This window comes from Mesorhizobium sp. ES1-4, assembly GCF_020164745.1.
Classification (GTDB): domain Bacteria; phylum Pseudomonadota; class Alphaproteobacteria; order Rhizobiales; family Rhizobiaceae; genus Mesorhizobium.
In genome coordinates this window covers 294557-317121 of the sequence record NZ_JAIUGV010000009.1, presented here as the reverse complement: position 1 = coordinate 317121, position 22565 = coordinate 294557, and the positions used below count along the sequence as shown (strand labels likewise).

Here is a 22565-nt window from a genome sequence, read left to right as displayed (position 1 = left end):
TGATAATTATGCTCAAGTTATGGCGATGATGACGCGGGAATAGTGCCGCCGCCCGCGCCAATGCCGTGGATCGACCTGATCTCATCGGCGACCAATTGCTGCAACGTCCAAAGATTGCGGTCGCGGATGCCGAATTCCTCGAGATGGCTAACCGTGTTGTAAAGATATTCCGCCCCCGAGCCGACATGGCCGCAGGCGCGCGCCAGCACCCGTGCCACTGTCTCTAGAGGCTGCCCGAGCGACGTGCCTCTGCCCGTCACTCCGACCCAGAAACCCAGCGCCCGCAACGGCCCTTGCGCTGTACGCACCGGTACCCACCTTACCGAAGCGACGCTCTCATGATCGTCGATCTCGCGCCGCAACAGCCTTTCGATCTGAGCAGTCTTCTCCCCTTCCGGTAACCGATAGATCACACCATCGCATCGCCCGCCGCGTTCAAGCGCCATCATCAGTCCTGGCTGCGCGACGCTGCCGCGCCAGCGGACCATGTCGATGCAGAAGGAGCGGTGCCAGCCATGAGCGGTGGCGCGTTGGCGTTCGACGGACTCGAAAGCCGGTTTCCAGATCAGGGAGCCATAGGCGAACACCCAGAGCGGCCCCTCGTCCGCTTCATCGGACAGCCGCGCGGAAATGGCCTGGAAATCCTCGTCGCTCAGTTGCGCCCAGGAGCCGCTAGGCCCGGGATCGGCCTCCTCGCGATGGCACAGTGCGACAAGCTCGGCTGTAAGTGACATCTGCCGCATGGATCGACGCCCCCTTCTGGAGCCCAAGCAGAGACGAAAATCGCAAGGCGCGCAAGGTTTCCAAAAGGCTGCGTTGCCAGAGGCGGCGTCTTGCCGTTCCCGATTTCGAGCCCAGATGTCGGATTTCTGTCGTTGAGATCGTCCTAGGATGGATCGACCGACGATCGGTGAACAACGGTGAGGAGACCGACCATGCCGAAATCCCCCATGCCCTTCTTCTGGTACGAGCTGATGACCACGGACCTCGACGCCGCCGAGGCATTCTACACCAAGGTTGTCGGCTGGACGGCGCAGCCCTTTGACAAGGCTCCAGGCATGCCGCGCTACATCGTCATGAATGTCGGCGAGCGTGGCGTCGGCGGCCTGATGACGATGCCCGAGGACGCGGCCAAGATGGGCATGTCGCCCGCCTGGCTGGGCTACATCCACACCAGGGATGTCGACGCCGCCACGGCGTCGCTGGAAAAGGCAGGCGGCGCCGTTCACCGCCAGCCCGACGACATTCCAGGCGTCGGCCGCTTCGCCGTCGTTGCCGATCCGCAAGGCGCGACCTTCATGTTCCTGCAGCCGAATGGCCCCGACCAGCCCGTCGTGCCCGCCGGCACGCCTGGCCACATCGGCTGGCATGAACTCTACACGAGCGATTGGAAGGCCGCGTTCGATTTCTATTCCGGCCAGTTCGGCTGGGCCAACGCCGGCGATTTCGACATGGGTCCGATGGGCACCTACCAGACTTTCACCGCCGGCCCAGAATCCGGCGGCGGCATCATGAACAAGCCGCAACAGATCCCGGTGCCGGTCTGGCAGTTTTATTTCAACGTCACCGGCATCGACGCCGCCGCGAAGCGCGTCACCGACAGTGGCGGCAAGATCCTGATGGGGCCGATGGAGGTTCCCGGCGGCAGCTGGATCGTGCAATGCCAAGACCCGCAAGGCGCGCATTTCGCCTTGATGGCGCCGGTGCGGTAAGCACCGACGCCAATCGCCGATATCACGCTTGCTGGCGTCGGTTCATTCCGGCGCCAGCACCGCGACCTTGAGGGTTTCTTTCTTGGCACCGCTGAACTGAACGGTGGCCGCGCCTGCCGCAAGCTTGAAGCGCACGCTCTTGCGGATGCCGGGGCACGTCTTGACGCCGCTGTAGCCTGCGGATTTCACCACATGGCCATCCTGGATGACATCGACCCAGGCCTCGCTCGACAGGCTGATCTGGATGGACCCCTCTGGCGGCACCGCAACACTGGCGACGGCGCCAAACGTGCCCGCTGCCGGGGCGCGTTCGGGTGGCACCGCGAAGCCGGCCTTCTCGGCCGGCACCAGCTCCAGATCCGCCGCCGAGCCGACCGCCAACGTCGCCCCTGATGCCGTTGCCGGCGCCGCGGCAAACAGCGCCTGTTCGCGCGTTACCGGCCATTTGAAGGCCTCGCAGCCGCCGTCCTCGGCCATGGCTGAGCTGGTGCCCAGAAGGATTGCGAACAGGCTGATGACGACTTCTTTCATGGCAAATTCCTTCATGGCAAAGCTAACCCATATGTCCAGAGTATCTGCGATCAATACAACCATGGCGATATATTTGCAACCCTAGCGGGCGCAATACGAAGGTCTGACGGGAGGATATCTCCAGTCACCAATTTTTGATGGCAGGCCAGGGGAAGTGAATGGTCCATTGCCCGGGGATGTTCTATGGCGGGCCGGGAGGCGGAAATGGAGTCTTAGATGAAGCTTTTCGACGTCCTCTCCAAATACCAGCCGCAAGCGCTCGGCGTGCTGCGTATCATGACGGCGCTACAGTTCATCGAACATGGCAGCCAGAAGCTGTTCGACTTCCCCATAAGCGCCCAGCCCCACGCCCTTAGCGGGCTTACCACGGCCGCCGGCATCCTCGAATTCGCCGGTGGCATCCTCCTGGCGCTGGGCCTTTTTACCCGCCCGGTGGCGTTCCTGCTGGCTGGCGAAATGGCGATCGCCTATTTCATGGTCCACATGCCGCGCGGCTTTTTCCCGGTCAACAACAGCGGCGACGCGGCGATCTCGTTCTGCTTCATCTTCCTCTATCTGCTCTTCGCCGGCCCCGGCGCCTTCGCGCTCGACAACCGCCGCGGCGCCTGATGTCCCCGACGGGGGTGAGCCCTCACCCCCGCATCCGTTCGAAATTCGCATCGAACAGCGGCGCCGCCTGCATGCGCGCGGCGTGGCGCTTGCCCAGCAACTCGATCTCGAAGCCGTCGCTCTCGTCGGCGATCTCCTTCGGCACATAGCCGACAGCGACCGACTTCTTCGAATGATGGGCATAGCCGCCCGACGTCACCCAGCCGCGCACCGCGCCGCCGAACCAGATCGGCTCGTCGCCGATGACGTCGGCGTCGTCGGCGTCGACGATGAAGGTGCGCAACCGCAACCTGCCGCCCTGTTTGCGCTCGGCCAGCGCAGCCGCCTTGCCGATGAAATCCGCATCCTTGCCATAGGCGACGAAACGATCGAGCCCGGCTTCCAGCGGCCCGTAGATCGGCCGGTATTCGCGCCCCCATGAACCGTAGTTCTTCTCCAGCCGCAGCGCATTGAGCGCGCGCGAGCCGAACAGCCCGATGCCAAATTCCGCACCCGCCGCGATCAGCGCCTGATAGGCGGCGCGCTGGTATTCCGGCGCCACCCAGATCTCGTAGCCGAGATCACCGGTGTAGCTGACGCGGCCAACCAGGCACGGCGCCATGCCGATATCCATCCTGGCTATGGCCATGAAGGGAAACGCCGTGTTCGATATGTCGGATCGCGTGGCTTTCGCCAGCACGTCCCTTGCCCGGGGACCGGCGATCGACAGACCGGTGAGCTTTTGCCCAAGCGCCTCGATATGGACCGAGCCATCGTCGGGCAGATGCTGCTCGAACCAGCGCATGTGATATTGCTCGGCAATGCCGGAGCCGGCCAGGAACCAGCCCGCTTCTTCCCGATCTTGGGGGCCCAGATTGGCCAGCGTGAAATCGCCGATCAGCCTGCCGTCCTCCTTCAGCATCGGCGCCAGCGTCATGCGGCCGGGCTTCGGCAGCTTGCAGGCGAGCACCCGGTCGAGCCAGGCCGCGGCCCCTTCGCCCGTCACCTTGTATTTGGCGAAGCTCGATATCTCCGACAGGCCGACGCCTGAGCGCACCGTCGCGACCTCGGCGGCGACATGGGTGAAGTCGCTCGAGCGCCGCCACGAGAACTCGTCCTTGATGCCTTCCGGCGCGTACCAGAGCGGCACCTCCAGTCCATAGGCGACACCCCATTGCGCGCCCCTGGCCGACAAGAGATCATAAACGGGCGTCGTCTTCAGCGGCCGGCCGGCGGGCAGCTCTTCATTGGGGAAGCGGATCGAAAAGCGCCTGGAATAGTTCTCGCGCACCTTGGCGTTGGTGTAGGCCATGGTCGCCCAGTCGCCGTAGCGCGCCACGTCCATCGCCCAGATGTCGGCGCCCGGATCGCCCTCGATCATCCAGTTAGACAGGGCCAAGCCGACGCCGCCGCCCTGGCTGAAGCCCGCCATCACGCCGCAGGCCACCCAGAAGCCCGGCAGGCCGCGCACCGGCCCGACCAGCGGGTTGCCGTCGGGCGCGAAGGTGAAGGGCCCGTTGATGATCTGCTTGATGCCGGTGTTCTGGAAAGCCGGAAAATGCCGGAAGCCGACCTCCAGCGACGGCGCGATGCGGTCGATATCCGGCGCCAGCAATTCATGGCCGAAATTCCACGGCGTTTGATACTCGGACCACGGCTTGTTGGCCTTCTCATAGGTGCCCATCAGCATGCCGCCGCGTTCCTGGCGCAGATAGAGCTCGCCATCGAAATCGACCGCATGGATGACCTCGGTGCCGGTTTTCTGGTTCCAGGCGGCGACCTCCGGCATGTCCTCGGTGATCAGGTACATGTGCTCCATCGCCAGCACCGGCAGTTCCAGCCCGACCATGCGGCCGACCTCGCGCGCCCACAGGCCGCCGGCATTGACGACATGCTCGGCCACGACCTCGCCCTTGTCGGTGATGACGCGCCACATCCCGTCGGGACGGCGCACGATGTCCTCCACCTTGGTGAACCGTTCGATCTCGGCGCCCAGCTTTCGCGCCGCCTTTGCATAGGCATGCGTGACACCAGAGGGATCGAGGTGGCCGTCCTCCTTGTTGCGGACGGCGCCGACGAACTGCTTGGGATCGAGCAGCGGCATCAGTTCGGCCGCCTCGTTCGGCGAGATTTCCTCCAGCTCGATGCCGAGATAACGGCCCTTGGCGACGACACCGCGCAGCCAGTCAAGCCGAGCCTCGGTCGCAGCCAGCAGCACACCGCCGGTCAGGTGGACGCCGGTCGCCTGGCCCGACAGTTCCTCGATCTCCTTGTAGAGGTTGATGGTGTATTTCTGCAGCTTGGCGACGTTGGGGTCGCCATTGATCGTGTGCATGCCGCCCGCCGCGTGCCAGGTCGAGCCGGAGGTCAGCTCGTCGCGCTCCAGCAGCACGATGTCGGTCCAGCCATGGCGGGCGAGATGGAACAGCACGGAGCATCCGACGACGCCACCGCCGATGACCACGACCTTTGCATGCGATTTCATGGGTTTTTCTCTGATATCAGTGAGTTGGATGAGTGATGTGAATCGGAACGGGAAGTGCCAAGGCGCCACGCGTTGGCGCGAAGGAAATCACGGCTCGCCCTGCCCGATCGCTAGCCTGCGCTTGGCCACATAGGCTTGCAACTCTTCGCGCACGGCAACGTCCATCGCCGGCTCGACATAGTCCTCCAGTGCCTTCTTCCACAGCCGCGTCGCGCGCGCGGTGGCGTCGAGGCCGCCGGCCTCCTGCCAGGCCTCGAAATTCTGCCAGTTGGAAAGAATCGGCTGGTAGAAGGCGGTGGCGTAGCGCTCGAGCGTGTGCGGTTCGCCGAAGAAATGACCGCCGGTCGGCACCGCGCCCAGCGCCTCGACGGCAAGCTCGGCCTCGTCGACCACGATCGGGCGCAGAAACTCCATCATGTGCTGGATCATCTCGACATCTATGATGAATTTCTCGAACGAGGCCGTCAGCCCGCCCTCCTGCCAGCCTGCGGCGTGGTAGACGAGATTGCCGTGGCCGAGCACCGCGCCCCACAGCGCCATCAGTGTCTCATAGGCGCCTTGCGCATCGGCGGCGTTGGAAGCCGAGCCGGGCGTCGTCCGGTATGGCAGGCCGTAGCGCCGCGCCAATTGCCCCGAGGCGATGTTGGCCTTGGTGTTTTCAGGTGTACCGAAGGCCGGCGCGCCCGACTTCATGTCGACGTTGGAGGTGAAGGCGCCATACATGACCGGCGCGCCGGGGCGCACGAGCTGCGTCAGCACGACGCCGAACAGCGCCTCGGCATTCTGCTGCGCCAAGGCGCCGGCCAGCGTCACCGGGCTCATCGCTCCCATCAGCGTGAAGGGCGTCACCGCCACCGACTGGCCGTACTCGGCCATGGTCATCAGCCCCTCGGCCATCATCTCGTCGAAGCGGCGCGGCGAGTTGACCGAGATGATGGTGGCAATGCCGGGATCGTCCCGCATCTGATCGAGGGTGAGCCCGCGCGAAATCGCCATCATCTCGATGCCGTCCAGAGCCCTGCCCCGGCCGATCGCCGAGACATGGAAGCTTTTGTCGGTCAGCGTCAGATTGGTGAAATAGGTATCGAGATGGCGTGAGTTGGCCGGCAGCTCTACCGGCGCGCAGACCTGGTTGCCTAGCATGTGGACGCAGTTGAAATGCTGCGCCAGCCGGGTGAGATCGGCATAGTCGCGCAGATTGCCGGCGCGGCGGCCGCGCTCCATGTCGTGCACGTTGGGTGGGCCGGCGACCAAGGTGAAATTGATGGTGTTGCCACCGAGATGGATGGCATTGGCCGGATTGCGCGGTGTCAGCGTATAGTCGGACCGCGTCGTCTTCAGCGCCTCGTCGACCATGCCGCGATCGATCCGCACATTCGCCGAGGCGTGATCGACCTTGGCGCCGGCCTTCTCGAACAGCGACAGCGCACGAGGACTCATTACCTCGATGCCGAAATTCTCCAATATGTGCATCGACGCCTGATGGATCGCCTCGATCTGGTCGGACGACAATAGCGCCATTGGCGGATAGGGATTGACCACACGCCGTCGCGGCAATTGCGGGATGGCGGATGGCCCCCTGTTGCTGGTGCGCTCCGCGCCGCGCTTGCGTCTTGGTTCGTTCATGCCCGGCATCAAAGCTCGGGCCAGCCGGGCTGGCTGTCAGAAATACGCCTTTAGCGGACGCGATTTTAGCCAAGGCGGCATATCCAGACCGCCATTTTAAGAAAAGCGACGTATCTCGTCGCCTTGCCGATACATTATCGCGGCTCCGCCACGCGCCCGCCGACGATTAACGGACTCAGCAAGATTCCCTTTATGATTTCGGCCTATTGCTCCTTCCATGCGTAAGTCGAGTTTTAGTAAAATTGTAGCGGTTAGCGCGCTGTTGGCGCTTTCGGCCTGCGCCACCGCGCCGAGCCACATCAACAATGTCTGCGCCGTCTTCGACCAGAATGACGGCTGGTTCGACAACTGGCAGTCGGCGGCCGAGCGCGCGTCTCGGAAATACGGCGTACCGGTGCCGGTGCTGATGGCCACCGTGCGCAAGGAATCCGGCTTCAAGAGCAACGCAAGGCCACCGCGCACCAAGCTGCTCGGTTTCATCCCCTGGAAGCACGTCTCCTCCGCCACCGGCTTCTCACAGGCGTTGGACGGCACATGGTCGCAATACCAGAGCGAAACCGGCAACTGGGCGGCGCGGCGGACGAAATTCGCCGACGCTGTCGACTTCGTCGGCTGGTATCATTCCAAGACATCGGACAGCTACGGTGTCGCGCGCAACGACACCTACAACCTCTACCTCGCCTATTACCTCGGCTGGACCGCTTATGGCCGGGGCAATCGAGGCGATGCCGGCGTCCAGGGCTATGCACGGGCTACCGACAAAATGGCTCGCGACTACGATGCGCAGCTGAGGCAGTGCGGCAGTTAGTCTGTCGCTCGGCCTAATGCCGCCTTGTCGTATCGTCCGGCTTTGAAACCCCGGTTTCCGAAACCTCGTCGCGGACTTCGTGACGGCGAGCTCGCATGGCGGCCTCGCTCTCCTCGACATTCTCCTCGATTTGGTCAGCCGCCAAACTCGCCGTCTTGCCGTGCGGTCGCTCCGGAGGTTCACCGGCAAAGCCTGGCCCCGCACCGTGCGCCGCGTCATCCGGCACGCCCTCGTGAGCAGCATGCTCCTTGTCGAACTTGATCACCGGCTCCATCGTCGCAAGTACGTCGTCCGACAGCCAGCACAGGCTCATATGGCCGTCGCCGAGGTTCTTGACCGGCGGCACCTTGGTCTCGCACAGATTGTCAGGCACCAGCTTCTTGTAACCGCAGCGCGTCTGGAATGGGCAGCCGGATGGCGGGTTCATCGCCGAGGGGATGTCGCCTTCCAGCACGATGTGCTTCTTCACCACGCTGGTATCGGCGATCGGAATCGCGGAGAGAAGCGCCTCGGTATAGGGATGATAGGGCGGCGCGAAGATCTGGTCCGTCGTGCCCTGCTCGACGATATAGCCGAGATACATGACGACGACGCGGTCGGCGATATAGCGCACGACGGAGAGATCGTGGCTGATGAAAAGCATCGTCGTCTTGTTCTTGCGCTGGATGTCCATCAGCAGTTCCGTCACCGCCGCCTGCACCGACACGTCGAGGGCCGAAACCGGCTCGTCGGCCACCACCACCTTGGCATCGCCGGCAAAGGCGCGCGCCACGCCAATGCGCTGCTTCTGGCCACCGGAAAGCTGGCGCGGCTTGCGGGTTTCGAAGGCGCGCGGCAGCTTCACCAGGTCGAGCAGTTCCAGCATGCGCTTGCGCCGGTCGGCGACCGTCTTGCCGACGTTGAATTTTTCCAGCGTGCGGATGATCTGCGAACCGACCGAATGACTGGGGTTGAGCGTGTCGAACGGGTTCTGGAACACCATCTGAATCGACGACACGGTGTCGACGCTGCGGCTCTCGATGCCGGTCGACTGGATTTCCTTGTTTGAAAGCGACACCGTTCCGGAACTGGCGGTCTCGAGCCCCAAAAGCACCTTAGCCAATGTGGATTTACCGCAACCGGATTCGCCGACGATGGCGACGGTCTCGGATTCTCGCGCCGTGAACGAGATCGTCTCGTTGGCCTTGACCACTCTGCCCTCTCTCGAGCCGAACACCTCGCTGCCGCCGACCTTGTAGTATTTCCTGAGGTCCTCGATCTTGAGCACCGGTGCGCCGGGCACGACCTTTTCGTTGACCTTCTTGGCGCCGGGCGGCAGGGCGTCCCAGTCGATTTCGTTGAAGCGTACGCAGCGCGAAAAATGGCCTTCGTGGCCTGCGACCTCGATCATCGGGATTTCGGCGGCGTTGCAGACGCCCTCGACGAAATGGTGGCAGCGCGGGCCGAAATTGCAACCCTTCGGCCGCTCATGCGGCAGCGGCAACTGCCCTGGGATCGAGATCAGCGGCCGCGAATTCTTGTCGGCACCCGGCAGCGGGATCGAACGGAACAGCCCTTGCGTATAGGGATGGCGCATCCGGTCGAACACGTCCTTGATCTTGCCCGTCTCGACCGCCTCGCCCGAATACATCACAGTGATGCGGTCGCAGGTTTCCAGGATGAGCCCCAGATTGTGCGACACGAAGATCATCGAGGTGCCGAACTTCTCGCCCAGCCCTTTGACCAGTTCCACGATGCCCGCCTCCACCGTCACGTCGAGCGCGGTGGTCGGCTCGTCGAGCAGAAGCAGTGCCGGCTTCGACAGCAGCGCCATGGCAATGACGATGCGCTGCTGCTGGCCGCCGGAAAGCTGGTGCGGATAGGAGCGCATCATGCGCTCGGGATCGGGAAGCTTGACCGAGCGCACCATCTCAAGCGCTCTGGAGTGGGCCTCTTCCTTCGACACCTTGTCGTGGATCAGCGGCACTTCCATCAGTTGCTGGCCGATCTTCATCGCCGGATTCAGGCTTGCCATCGGCTCTTGGTAGATCATGGCGATCTTGTTGCCGCGTATGGCGCGCAGCTCTTCCTCGGAGAGCTCGCCCATATCCTTGCCCTGGAACTTGATCTTGCCGCCGACGATCTTCCCGATATTGGAGAGGTCGCGCATGATGCCGAGCGACACCGTCGACTTGCCGCAGCCGGATTCACCGACGATGCCCATCGCCTCGCCCGGCATGACCGTGCAGGAAAAATCCATGACGGCCGGTATCTCACCCTTGCGGGTGAAGAAGGAGATCGACAGGTTCTCGATCTCGATGATCGGCGCATCCGTCGGCTTGGCGGGATTTCGAACTGCCTCGTTCATGGGTCGCTCCAATCCAAATTTTAACAGACGCGGGTCAAGGCCCGTCAATCAGTCTTTCATCGATTGCTCGCGCAGCGAATCGGCCAGCAAATTGAGACCCAGCACGAACGACATCAGCGCGATCGTCGGCGGCAGCGCCGGATGGATGAAGGACCGCAGCAGTCGGCTGGCGTCCTTGATCGCGGTGCCCCAGTCCGGGCTCTCGGGTGCGAGCCCAAGGCCGAAATAGCCCAGCGTGCCGAGCAGGATGGTGGTGTATCCGATGCGCAGGCAGGCGTCGACTATCAGCGGCCCGCGCGCATTGGGCAGGATTTCCCACAGCATGATGTACCAAGGCGATTCGCCGCGCGTCTGCGCCGCCGCCACATAGTCGCGCGTCTTGATGTCCATGGTCAGGCCACGCACGATACGGAACACGCCGGGACTGGAGGCGAACACCACCGCCACGAAGATGTTGAGCTGGTTGGGATCGATGTGGACGATGTGCAGCGGATCCCTGTCGAAGACAAGGCCGAGGTAGATCCAGCCACCTATGACAAGCGTCAGGCCGAGCAGGATGTAGATCCGGTCCGGTCGGTTCTTGTAGCGTGTCCAGAACAACACGCAGAAGAAGATGATCGGAAACAGGAAGAAGACACCCGCCAGCCCATAGGGGATCGGCGTGTCCATGATGCCCGGCGTCACCAGCAGGTAGAACAGCAGGATCACCGGAAAAGCCAGCACCAGATTGGCCAAGAACGAGAGGATGGAATCGATCTTGCCGCCGTAATAGCCGGCCGGCAGGCCGAGCGTGATGCCGACCATCAGCGCAAAGCCTGTCGCGGCCGGGGCGATGATCAGCACGATCTGGCTGCCATAGACCATGCGCGAGAACACGTCACGCGCCAGCTTGTCGCCGCCGAACAGATAGACGAGCCCCGATTGCGGTTCGATGGCGCCGGGCAGCGTGTCCTTCATGATCGGGATCTGGCCGAGCGGATCGAAAGGCGAAATGGTCGAGGCGAAGATCGCGGTGAACAGCCAGAACAGGCAGATGAAAACGCCCGTCATGCCGACGCCGCTGTCGAACAGCTGTCCGTAAAGCGCCAGCTTCTTCTTGTAGAGGAAGCTCGCGCCCATGACGATGAAAAGCGCGACCCAAACGGGCCAGAAGCGCCAGAGCACTTCGAGGACGATGGTGGAGGCGCCGATATATTGAGGTTGCATGCGCCTTCTCCCTACTGAACCCGGATGCGCGGATTGAGGAATGCATAGCCGACATCGGAAATGAGCTGCGTGATCAAGACGATGAACACAGAGACCAGCGAACAGCCGAGCAGAAGATCGATGTCGTTGTTGCCGGCCGCCTCGACCAACGTGTAGCCGAAGCCCTGGTAGCGGAACATCACCTCGACGATGACGACACCGGTGAGCAGCCAGGGGAACTGCAGCATGATGACGGTGAACGGTGCGATCAACGCGTTGCGCAACGCATGCTTGACCACGACACTCCTGAAGGAGAGCCCCTTCAGGCGCGCGGTTCGGATATATTGCTGCGTCATCACCTCAACCATCGAGGCGCGTGTCATGCGCGCGATGTAGCCGATGCCATAGATGGCGAGCGTGATCACCGGGAGCGTGAAGTTGTAGAAGGTGATGCCCTGGCTGGCTGAAGCTGCCGAGCCGTTCAGCCAGCCGAGCCAGGAGGCGAAGATGACGGTGAAGATGACGCCGGATACATATTCAGGCGTTGCCGTCGAGGCGATCGAGGCGACCGACAGCACGCGATCGGTACGCGACCCCTCCCGCATGCCGGCCAGGATGCCGATGAGCAGCGAGACCGGCACCATCACCCCCAGCACGCAGAGCATGAGGATGCCTGTGGCGCCGAGCGCCGGGAACAGCTTGGCCGCGACCGTGGTCTTGAACTTGGTCGAGCAGCCGAAATCCCCCTCGATGACGCCGGAAAACGTTGGCACGACCGGGTCGTTGCAGAAGGAGAAGCGCTGCGTCGTCGTTCCGGTCGCCGGATCCGTGATCGGCTGCTTGGGCATGATGCCGAGCCACTGACCGTAGCGGACGAAGAAGTTCTGGCGATAGCCGTGGTTGACCAGCCAGCTTTCAAGCTGCTCGGCCGACGTGTGCATTTCGGTCTGGCTGATCGCCAGCTTCTTCAGGTTGGGTTCGAGATTGACGAGGAAGAAGACGACCAGCGTCAGGCACAGCATCGTGAGCAGTATCGTGCCGATGCGTCTGATGATGAATGATAACATTGTGCCCCCCTGCCGGCCGGGTTGGGGTCAGATATTGGTCAACCCTGTTTCGAAAACCTTGTGACGTCACGCCGCCGCTGCATCGAATGCAACGGCGGCGATCCTGCAAACATGAGGGGACTATCGACCCCTCATGTTCGTCAAGCCGTGGGTCACGCCTGATCGAGCCAGACCTTGCCGAAGTCGTGCTCGTAGGTGGGGTGCATCGAGTGGTTCTTCACCTCGGGCTTGATGTTGATGTAGAGCTTGCGCCAGTAAGGCTGGATGATGATGCCGGATTCCTGCAGCATCGTCTCGATATCCTTCATCACCACTTTGCGCTTCTCCGCATCGGCGATGCCGAGAGCCTCGTTGACCTTCTTGTCGAAATCCGGATTGGCGTAAGCCGTCTCGTTCCAGGCTTCGCCGGAGCGGTAGGCGATGGCGATGACCTGGATGCCCAGCGGACGCATGTTCCAGTTGGTTTCCGAGAACGGATATTTCGTCCAGTCGTTCCAGAACGTCGAGCTCGGCAGCACGGTGCGCTTCACCTTGATGCCGGCCTCGCGCAGCTGGGCCGCGATCGCGTCGGTGGTGTTCTTGTGGTAATCCTCGTCATTGCTGATCAGCTCGTGCTCGAAATCGATCACGCCGGCTTCGGTCAGCATCTGCTTGGCCTTGGCGATGTCGCGAGGGATCTTCGGCAGCTCGACATATTCCGGATGGATCGGCGCGACGTGGTGATTTTCGGCCGGCGTGCCGGCGTTGCCGTAGCCGAGCTGCAGCACGACCGAATTGTCGACGGCGAGGCACATCGCCTGACGCACCTTCTGGTCACCATAGGGCTTGGCGTTGACGTTGAAGCGAGAGACCACGGTGGCCGCGGTCACGACTTCCGAAGCCGGCGCACCGACGCCTTCGATGATCTTGACGTAGTCGGCTGTGGTTTCGTGGTTGGTCTGCACTTCGCCCGATTCGAAGGCCGAAACCGTCGCGGCCGGATCGGTGCCATAGTCGATGAACTCGACGCCATCGAGGAACGCCTCGCCCTGCCACCACTTGCCGGTCGTGCGGCGCTTGTAGACCACCTTCTGGCCGACATCATAGGAGACGAGCTCGAACGGACCGGTGCCGATCGGGCAGCTCTTGAAGTTGGCACCCTTCTCGTCGAAGCTCTTGTGGACGACGAGGCCGGGATAGTCGCACAGGTTCGGGATGATGGCGATGTCGGGCTTCGACAGCTTCAGCTTGACCGTCATGTCGTCGACCTTGACCACAGACCCATCGCGCAACTTTTTGGTCGTCTCGTCGACGAGGCTGCCGAGGCGTCCCGGCATCGAGTTGCCTTCCGCTGTTTTGTCGGCCCAGCGGGTGAAGTTGTGGATCACGTCATCGGCGGTGAACTTGTCGCCATTGTTCCATTCGACGCCCGGCCGCACATGCAGCGTGTATTCGGTGGCGTCGTCGTTGATGTCCCAGCTTGCCAGCAGGTAGGGTGCGAAGGTGTACTCCTTGGTGTATTTCACCAGCGGCTCGAGCGCCTGGCGCTCGGCGTTGGCGATCTCGGACCAGTCGGCCGTACGCGGATCCTTGGGATCCTTGATCGACATCGCCACCTTCAGCACGCCGCCCTTCTTGCCCTGCACGTCCTCGGCCTTGGCCGGGGTCGGTGCGGCAAGGCCAAGCAGACCGTATGCCATGGCCGTCGAGGCGCCGAAAACGCTGGCCAGCGCGAGGAATTCGCGGCGATCGACCTTGCCGGACTTGGCTTCTTCGGCCATCGCCAGGATGTGATCCGGAACGCTGTCGCCGTTGCTCTTATAGATTGTCATGACTAACTCCCATTGTTGGCTTTCCGCCGATTAACATTCCGCATCCAGGCCGTGATGTCAAAGACGACGTGGATTAGGGAACATGTTAGCGAATGTGCAACTTTGGACGGGGGGCGGTTCGCGCGATAGCGACAGTCTTGGCGCAAAATTGCTAGTGCGCCCAGATTCCGCCAAAATCTCTTCGGGCAATTAAATTGAGACATTTTCACTGGTTGCTACAGCGCCAGTTGCGGCCAGGACAAGGGCAAGGCCGTCAATATTCCTTCTCGTAAAAGATGCCGCCCTTGGCTTCGCCGGCGTCCGTCGCCTCGCCGCGCAATTTGACGCCGCGTCCGACATTGAGGTCGATGGTCGCCTTGCCGGAACCCGGCTTGTCGCCCTTCTGGATGGTCACATAGGTGCGGTCGTTGAGGTACTTGCCGGCAGAGACCGCCGTGCCACCCTTGTCATCGGTGGTGACGTCGAGATCGTCGACACCGATGGCGCCGCGCAAATTCTCCAGCAGCGACGTCGAGCCGCCGACCCCGGCCAGTTGCCCGGCAGCTTCCGCCAGCTGCGCGATCTGCAGCGGCGACAGCTTCGACATCGACCGCCCGAAGATCAGTTGCGCCAGCACTTCATCCTCCGGCAGCGCCGGCACCGAACTGAAGGTGAATTTGGGATTGGTCGCCTCGCCCGACACCACGATCGTGACGGTTGCGCCGGTCGTGGTCGTCGTCGCGGTCAGATTGAGGTAAGGCACCAGCGAGCCGGAGAACCCGACCGTGCCCTCGGTGAAGGTCAGCCGCTTGCCAAGGATCGACAGCCGGCCGCGCTGCAAGGTGAAGGTTCCGACGGCTTGCGGCGACGAGGCGGGGCCGGTCAGTTTGAGCGAGCCGCCGAGTTCGGCGTCGACACCCCTGCCCTGGATGAAAATCTGGTTCGGCGCATTGACCGTGACGTCGAGCGCAAGGCCGCTGCCGCCGCTCTTGCCACTCGTCGTCGCCGGCCGCAGCGCCTTGTCCTGTGCCCTGACCGAGGCAGGCGCATTCTTGTGCTTGACATCGAGCGCAGCGAGCGAGCCCGGCAATTTGTTCGGAACCGTGATGACGGTCTTGGCCAGGTTGACGGTGCCGGCGATCGTCGGCGCCGAAGTCAGCGGCCCCTTTATCGTCAGGTCGCCGCCAAGGTTGGCGGTGACCACGCGTCCATCCGTGTAGCGGCCATCGGTGAGCTTGATCGACAGGTCGGCCGGGAACCCTTGCGCGGGATTGATGCCGACCGTACCGCTGGCCGACAGGCTGCCGCGCGTCGACAGCGTTCCGGTCAACCGGTTGATCCTGGCGACGCCGTTACCTATCGAGACATCGAGGGCGATGTTGTTGACGGCGAGGCCCGAATTCGCATCCACCAGCCGCGCGCCCGACGCCTTCACCGTGCCGCCGATCAACGGCGATGTCGCAGGACCACGCACCTGGACATTGACGTCGGCGTTGCCGGTCAGCGACAGGCCCTGTGCGGCAAGCTTCCCGCTGAGGAGGCCGAATGGCACGGCACCGTTGAAGTCGAGCGCCAGCGACGGCGTGCCCGCCGTCGTCACCGTGCCGCCGCCCTTGAGACCGAGCCCCGCTCCATCGCTCACATTGGCATCGAAGGTCAGCTTGCTGCCGGCAAAGGTACCCGACGAGGAAACACTCACCGCGCCGACACCCGCACCACGGGTCTGCGATGTCTGCACGCCGGCCGCGTCTATCTTAAAGGCAACGGTGGGGCTTGCCGGTGCACCCGTCACCTTCACCGTGCCGGAGATGGAACCAGCGGCATCGAGCCCGGGCGAAAAACTGTTGGCGAGCGACATCGGCACACGCGCCAGATCAGCATTGATGTCGAGCGCCTGCCCGACCTTGCCGGTCACCGTCGCGGTACCGCCGCCAAGGTTGAGCACCAGCCTGTCCAGCGTCGTCGTGCCGTTGGCGATGCTGACGGTCGAGGCCTGGGCAATGGCCGCCTTGATGCCCTGTACCGTAGCCTGCCCTGAAGCGAGTTCGATCGTGGTGGTTCCGCCGACCACCTTCACGCGGCCGGCTGCCTTGGCCGGAATGCCCTTGACCGTGGCGCCGCCGGAGAAGCCGGTCCAGTCGCCGTCGCGCTTCAAGTCGACGTCGATTCCGCTGATTACGGTGCCGCCCGATATGACGGTGTCGGCGCGGATCTTGCCGGAGATGACCGGCGCGGCGAGATAGTTGGCGACAAGTGCATCTATGGAAACGGCCTTTGCCTGGAGGTCGCCGCGCGTGATCGAGGCGGCAGCCGCCTTGATGGCGACCTGGGGCGCCGGGCCATTCCTGGAGAAGGCGATCGTGCCGCGGACGTCGCCTTCGGCCTTTTCCAGCGCCAGCGCGGCGAGCGGCCCGATATCGGGCAGGTCGAGCGAGATGGTGCCTTCGGGCACGAACTTGTCGTCCAGCGCCAGATCGCCGGAAATCCTGTTCTCGCCCAGCGACAGGAGCAGGCCGTTGATGGCGCTCTTGCCGTCGGCCGTCGCCAGCACGACGCTGCCTTGCAAAGCCTGTCCCGCTACATTGCCGGTGAGCTGCACGTTCGCCTGCGGGCTGGCGGCATCCGCCTTGCCGGCGGCGGTAAGCTTCAATCCGGTGATCTCGCGCTCCGCCACCAGCAGCCGGTCGCTGTTGATCGTCAGCGACAGATCGGGCGCGGCGGCAGGCCCCTGTGCATTTAATGCAAAGGAAATCGCACCCTTGGTGTCCTTCGATAGCGACGAAATGTCTGTAAGAGCGCCGGTAATGTCGGCGGTCAGCTTGTTGTCGGCAAGGCTGGCTTGCCCCTCGGCGCTCAGCGGGCCAGAGATCAGCTTCAACCCATCGACGTTGATAGCGCCATTGGGATCGCGCTTTATCGCGGCACTGATCTGCGCCCGTTCGCCGAGCATGCCTCGCGCCGCCGCCGGCAAGGCCGATGACGGGGCATCCGCACTCAGCTTGAGATCGATGGCGCCGTCCCGCAACGATACCTGGCCAGCGACCTGGCTGTTGAGCGCATCGCTTTTGAACGAGCCGCTATCGATGGCCATGGCGTCGGCTGTCAGGCGCCCGCTGAGCGCGGCCGTGACTTTGCCGGCGATCAGCGGCGCGATCGTGGCATTCTCGAGGCCGACCTTGTCCACCGATACCGTCCCGGAAATCGGCCCGGCCCGGTTCTTGAGATCGAACGCATCCGAGTGCAGTGCCAGTGACAGCCCGTCCACTTTCGCCGGGCTGGTGATGACCGAGGGCAGGATCGCCGCAAGGTCCAGCCGGGCATGCGTGCTTTCGCCCGCGATTTTGGCCGACAGCGATCGGATCTCCATCTTGACCGGACTTTGCGGGCTCCCGACCGTCAGCGGCAGGCTGGGGCCGGACGAGGTCAGATCGATCGCGAAATCGCTGGCCCCGTTCGGGTTGATCGTGCCGGCGGCCTGGCCGGAGACCTTGTCGCCGGACAGCGTGGCATGGTCGAGGGCGACGCCGCCGGCAACGGTGTAGCTGCCGGCCGCAACGACGGCGAGTGGTCCGAGCCCTGCCTGCCGGGTCTGGCTGGTCTCGGCGCCGGCCAATTTCGCGTTGAACCGGATGTCGGGAGTAGCCGGCGCTCCGCTCACTTCGGCGATACCGTCAAGCGTTCCCGCGGCATCCAGGCCAGGCGAAAACGCGTTGGCGAGGGCGGCGGGCAAGGCGGAGACCTGCGCCGCAAGGTCGAGCGTCTCGCCGGCGCTGCCCGACAGCGCCACCCGGCCGCCGCCGATGTCGAGCGCCAGCTTCTCGATGTTGGCCGTGCCGTTGGCGATGGTCAGTGCCGACGGTTCGGCAATCGCCGCTTTGATGCCGCGAACGGTGGCGGCGCCCGAGGTAATCTCGACGCTGGTGGTGCCCTCGGCGATCTTCACCCGGCCGGTGGCGGTCGCCGGAATGCCCGCGATCGTGGCGCCGCCGGTGAAATTGGTCCAGTCGCCGTCGCGCTTGAGATCGACGCCGATGCCGCCGATTTCAGTGCTTCCGGACGTGACCGCATCGGCCCTGATGGTGCCCGAGATCGCCGGCGCCTTGAGGTAATTGGCGATCAGCGCGTTGATGGCGATCGCCTTGGCCGTCACCTCGCCACGCGCGACCGAAGTGCTCTTGGTGTCGATGGCTATGGAAGGCGCGTCGCCGTCCTTGGCAAAGAGGATGGTGCCGTTGATGTCGCCGGTTACCGCCTGGCCGGCGAGCGCGGCCAACTGGTCGATGGCAGGCGCGGCGAGCGTCAGCGTGCCCAACGGCATGAACTTCTCGTCGAGCGCCAGGTCGCCAGAGACCTTGTTGTCGCCCAGCGCCACCAGGAAGCCGTTGATCGAACGCTTGCCCTCGCTGGTCACCAGGTCCGCCTTGATGTCGAGCGGCTGGTCGTTGACGGCGCCAGTCAGCGATACCTTGGCCGAAGGGCTCGTTATGTCGGCCTTGCCGCTCGCGTTCAGCTTGATGGCCTTCACCGTGCGGCCCGAAGCGGTCAGGCTGTCGCTTCCGGCGCTAACGGTGAAATCCGGCGCGGTGATCGCGCCGGTTGCAGACAGCGCGAAATTGACCCCACCGGCAACCGGCACGCCGACCGTCGGCGACAACACCGAAACGTCACCCAATTTGCCCTTGATGTCGGCCTGGATATCGGTGCCTTGCATGGCGGCCGTACCGCTGGCGCTGAGCGATCCCGAAGTGAGTTCGATCGAATTCGCGGCGAAAGACCCCTGCGGATCGCGCGATGCCGTGGCCGAGAATTTCACCCGCCCGCCGAGCACCGATGCGATCTGCTGCGGGAACGCGGTCGCCACGGCATCGGCATTCATTTTGAGCTGCATCGACATGTCGGCGAGCGCCACCGTCGCCGTCAGCGAAGCATTGAGCGCATCGGAGCGCAGCGTCCCCTGATCGATGGCAACAACGGCGTCCTTGCTGATTGAACCGGCCAGATCGACATTGACCTTGCCGGTGACCAGTGGCGCCAGCGTCGCGACGTCGGTCTTCAGGGCGCCCGCCTCCAGCTTGACGGCAAGCGGGCCGGCGCGATTCTGGATATCGAAACCATCGGAATGAATCTGCGCCGCCAGATCGTCCAGCCGCGTACCGCCGACGACGATCGAAACGAAGGAGGCGCCTATGTCGACGATCGGCGCCTTGCCGTCACCGAAGGCGCGAGCCGTGGCGTTCTTGATCGCCAGCGTGATCGGCTGCGCCTTGCTGCCGACGCTGATCACCACGGGCGGGCCTTTGGCGGCGAGTTCGACCGACAGGTCGCTGGCGCCGGCAGGATCGGCAATGCCGGAGGCGGTGCCATGCACCGCATCGCTCTCGATGCTGGCACGGTCGATGCTTATGCCGCCGGCCGAAGTGGCGGTACCCGCGACATCGAAGCTGGTCTTGCCGGCAAACAGCGGCTTCAGGTTTTCCGGCAGGAAGCGTGCGAAATCGCCGTCGCCCTTGGCCTCGACATGATTGCCCTTGTCGGTGAGCTGGTGGCGGCCGGTGAGTTGCGTAACGATCTGGTGGTCGACGAGGAAGGTGCCGACACCACTCCAGTTGTTAAGCGGCCCGCTGCCCGAAACCACGATGTCGACCGGTGGTGCATCCGGCAACTTGAGCAGGTTGGCAATGATGCCGCCGGCCGGTTCCGATGCCTTGAGGTCGAGATCCAGCTTGTTGTCGGCGGGCGCGAAATGGATCTTGGCGTCGACATTGCCCTGTTTGCCGTCGTGGCGGATGACGTTGAGCACCGTCTGGATCGCCAGTGGCGCGGCGTCTGCCTTGAGCATTCCCTTGGCCGCCAGCTCGGCGATGCCGCTGCCGGCCAGTTGCTGGCCAAGCGCAATTTCGGGAAGATCGATCTGCTTGATGTCGATGGAGACCGGCAGCGTCGTCGTGCCGCTCTGCGCCGGCGGCTGCGTGGCGGCCACCGGCAGGCGTGCCAGTTCGATGCGCCCGGCGGCGATGCGGTCAGCGCTGAAGCTTTTTGACAGGAGCGCAGTCGGTGACCAGTCGACGGACACGTTGCGCGCCACCAGCCAGGCGCCCTCGCGATCCTCAAGCACGACATGGTCGACGCTGAGATCACCCGACCAGATGCCATCGATGCCGCTGACGGTGACCTTGCGGTCGTCCGTAGAGGCCAGCCGCGAAATGATGCCGGCGAGATTGTCGCGGCCGCGCTCGGTCTTGGTCAGGACGACGAGCGCGCCGATCGCGCCCGCGGCCACGATCAGCAGCGTGTAAAGTGCGATGCGAAGGATGCGCCAGATCGTTTTCATCATCAGAACGCCTGTCCGATGCCGGCGTAGATGCCGAAATGCGGGTCGCCGGGGTCACGGTTGAGCGGCACGGCCGCATCGATGCGCAACGGGCCGAACGGTGTCACATAGCGCAGGCCGACACCGGCGCCGACCTTGACGTCGGAGAAATTGGGAACCGACTTCGTCGATACAGTACCGGCATCGACGAAGGGCACGATGCCGATCGTGTCGGTGACGGCAATGCGCATCTCCACCGAGGTCTCGAAGAAGGACAGGCCGCCAATCGGTTGGCCGGTGAAATCCTTTGGCCCGATGCCCTGGTAGGCATAGCCGCGCACCGAGCCGCCGCCCCCGGAATAGAAGCGACGGTCGGCCGGAACATTCTCCAGCCCGGTGCCGACGATCGAGCCGACCGCGACGCGTTCGGCCAGCACGAATTTCGAGGCCGTGTCCAGCGACTGATAGGCCGATCCCTCGCCCTTCAGTTTGAGGAAGGCGGCACCACTCAATATGTCGTAGCTCGGCTCGGCATAGGCGAGCACCCTGAAGCCCCTGGTCGGGTTCAACCGGCTGTCCCTGTTGTCGTAGACATATTGCAGCGGAACGCTGGCGATCAGGTAGGTGTGTTTGCCGAAGGCGTCGTGGATGCGCGAATAGTCGAGCGCGGCTTCAGCTGACACGGTCTGCTTTTTGTCAAGTTCATAGGACAGGCCTGCGCCGCCCTTGACCGAGAAATGGTCGTACGCGTCCGGGTGCTCCAACACCGTCTTGAAGTTGGCGAAGAACTTCGACGCCGGCCCGATCACGCCGGGTTTCTCGAACATGATGCCGGCATTGTAGTTCAGGTCGGACAGATTGTTGCTGCCAATGCCGCTGATGGCCCCGTCGATGCGCAGCTTTTCCGCGCGGCCAAACAGGTTGCGATGGCCCCAGTAGCCTTCCAGGCCAAGCCCCTCGGTGTTCGAGAAGGTGCCGCCGAGGCCGAAATAGCGCGGCTTGCGCTCGCTGACCTGGACGCCGATCGGAATGTTGCCATCGGCGTCGAGCTTGTCGGCTTCCTTGAACGTTACGCTGTTGAAGACCTCGAGCGCCAGCAGCCTGTCGCGCGCATCGCTGATCTCCTGCGGAGAATATTGCTTGCCGCGCTTCAGCCCGGTCATGTATTCGGTGAAGTCGCGGTCGACCTTCTCGGTGCCTTCCACGGTCGTCGCGCCGTAGCCTGCGACCGGCCCGGCGGCGACCGTCAGCGTCACGTCGAGCGTCGAGGTGGCATGGTCGGCGACGATCCGCCGGTCGGTCACCTTGGCCAGCGGCCTGCCCTGCTCCTTCAGCGTCCGCAAGATCAGCGCCTCGGCCTTGAGCACCGCTCCGGACCCGGCGTCGCCGCCCGATATAAGACCATAATCGGCGCTCATCAGCCCCGCCGCGTCGCCTTCCAGCCGGATGTTGCCCAGGGTGAATTTAGGGCCGGTCGAAATGGTGATCGCCACTGGAATCGGCTGCGGACCCTTGAACTCGGCATCCGGCGGCAACGCGTCGAGCGGTTTGCCGTCTATGGTGATGGTGACGACGCCTTCATAACGGGCATCGGCATAAAGCGCCGCGACCAGTTGTTCGCGGTCGCTTCGCGCCTTTGCCATCAGCCCGAGCGAGCCCGAGACGGGCCGGGCCTCGTCGCCTTTCAGCGCCGAGGCGTTTTCGAGCCTCTTGACGAGGTCCTTGTCGGCATCGGGTGCGGAGAGGGTCACCGCGTAGCGCAGCGGATCGACGATGTCGGCGTCCGCGTCGCTGGACGATCCCCACAGCTTGATGCCGAAAATCTCGAAGGCGCCGGCATGCCGCGCCTCTGCCAGCAGCATTGTGGAGCACATCACGGCCAGAAGCAGGGCGCGCGAAAGCAAGCGCCCTGGCGCTTTCCTTCCTGACATCTGCTTTTCATGCGCCGGCATTAAGACAACCTAGTTCGTAAACCTAAAATTGGAATGAAGTTCTGAAGTGCTCGTAAAGGGGCCACAATCCAATTGTCTGAAATAGGATGGGCTTGGAATTCACACCTTCTGCGTTTCCGCAAGAAAGCGTGATCCCCTTTCCCATGGAGATTACCGTCCGCATA

13 protein-coding genes are annotated in these 22565 nt (G+C 63.5%); 3 read left to right on the top strand and 10 right to left on the bottom strand.

All coding sequences use genetic code 11. The annotated features are described in order from the left end of the window. Nucleotides 1-17: 17 nt before the first annotated feature. Nucleotides 18-743 carry a gamma-glutamylcyclotransferase gene (locus LB556_RS19580; RefSeq protein ID WP_224569370.1) on the bottom strand — a complete coding sequence of 242 codons (726 nt, stop codon included), beginning with the start codon at nt 741-743 and terminating at the stop codon, nt 18-20. A 192-nt stretch (nt 744-935) separates the two neighbouring features. Here LB556_RS19580 and LB556_RS19575 point away from each other — a divergent pair, with 192 nt between their 5' ends. After that, complete coding sequence (locus tag LB556_RS19575; RefSeq protein ID WP_224569369.1) at nt 936-1712, top strand: VOC family protein; 777 nt, start codon at nt 936-938, stop codon at nt 1710-1712. Nucleotides 1713-1754: 42 nt separating this feature from the next. Here LB556_RS19575 and LB556_RS19570 read toward each other — a convergent pair whose 3' ends face one another. Next, on the bottom strand, nt 1755-2243 hold the full coding sequence (locus tag LB556_RS19570) for a hypothetical protein (RefSeq protein WP_224569368.1): 489 nt from the start codon (nt 2241-2243) through the stop codon (nt 1755-1757). Between the two features lie 216 nt (nt 2244-2459). Here LB556_RS19570 and LB556_RS19565 point away from each other — a divergent pair, with 216 nt between their 5' ends. Next, a complete protein-coding gene (locus tag LB556_RS19565) occupies nt 2460-2852 on the top strand; it encodes a DoxX family protein (protein ID WP_224569367.1) in 393 nt (130 codons plus the stop codon). A gap of 22 nt (nt 2853-2874) precedes the next feature. On the opposite strand, the gene LB556_RS19560 is transcribed toward LB556_RS19565, so the two are convergent. After that, nucleotides 2875-5316 (bottom strand): FAD-dependent oxidoreductase, encoded by a 2442-nt coding sequence (locus LB556_RS19560; protein ID WP_224569366.1) that lies wholly within the window; start codon nt 5314-5316, stop codon nt 2875-2877. An 87-nt stretch (nt 5317-5403) separates the two neighbouring features. Then, on the bottom strand, nt 5404-6942 hold the full coding sequence (locus LB556_RS19555) for a trimethylamine methyltransferase family protein (RefSeq protein WP_224569365.1): 1539 nt from the start codon (nt 6940-6942) through the stop codon (nt 5404-5406). Between the two features lie 217 nt (nt 6943-7159). On the opposite strand from LB556_RS19555, the gene LB556_RS19550 reads away from it, so the two are divergent. Further along, nucleotides 7160-7750: a transglycosylase SLT domain-containing protein gene (locus LB556_RS19550; protein WP_224569364.1), complete on the top strand. Its 591-nt coding sequence runs from the start codon at nt 7160-7162 to the stop codon at nt 7748-7750. Nucleotides 7751-7763: 13 nt separating this feature from the next. Here LB556_RS19550 and LB556_RS19545 read toward each other — a convergent pair whose 3' ends face one another. The 6 genes from LB556_RS19545 to LB556_RS19520 form a co-directional block, all read right to left on the bottom strand. Continuing rightward, nucleotides 7764-10097, bottom strand: a complete 2334-nt coding sequence (locus tag LB556_RS19545) for an ABC transporter ATP-binding protein (RefSeq protein WP_224569363.1) — start codon at nt 10095-10097, stop codon at nt 7764-7766. A 48-nt stretch (nt 10098-10145) separates the two neighbouring features. Continuing rightward, nucleotides 10146-11303, bottom strand: coding sequence for an ABC transporter permease (locus LB556_RS19540; RefSeq protein WP_224569362.1), 1158 nt, complete (start codon nt 11301-11303; stop codon nt 10146-10148). A gap of 11 nt (nt 11304-11314) precedes the next feature. Continuing rightward, nucleotides 11315-12349, bottom strand: a complete 1035-nt coding sequence (locus tag LB556_RS19535; RefSeq protein ID WP_224569361.1) for an ABC transporter permease — start codon at nt 12347-12349, stop codon at nt 11315-11317. Nucleotides 12350-12501: 152 nt separating this feature from the next. Next, nucleotides 12502-14160, bottom strand: coding sequence for an ABC transporter substrate-binding protein (locus LB556_RS19530; protein WP_224569360.1), 1659 nt, complete (start codon nt 14158-14160; stop codon nt 12502-12504). A 253-nt stretch (nt 14161-14413) separates the two neighbouring features. Beyond that, nucleotides 14414-20470, bottom strand: a complete 6057-nt coding sequence (locus LB556_RS19525) for a translocation/assembly module TamB domain-containing protein (RefSeq protein WP_224569423.1) — start codon at nt 20468-20470, stop codon at nt 14414-14416. A gap of 2 nt (nt 20471-20472) precedes the next feature. Then, the gene (locus LB556_RS19520; protein WP_224569359.1) at nt 20473-22401 is read right to left on the bottom strand and encodes an autotransporter assembly complex protein TamA; all 1929 of its coding nucleotides are present in this window, start codon (nt 22399-22401) and stop codon (nt 20473-20475) included. Nucleotides 22402-22565: the final 164 nt, after the last annotated feature.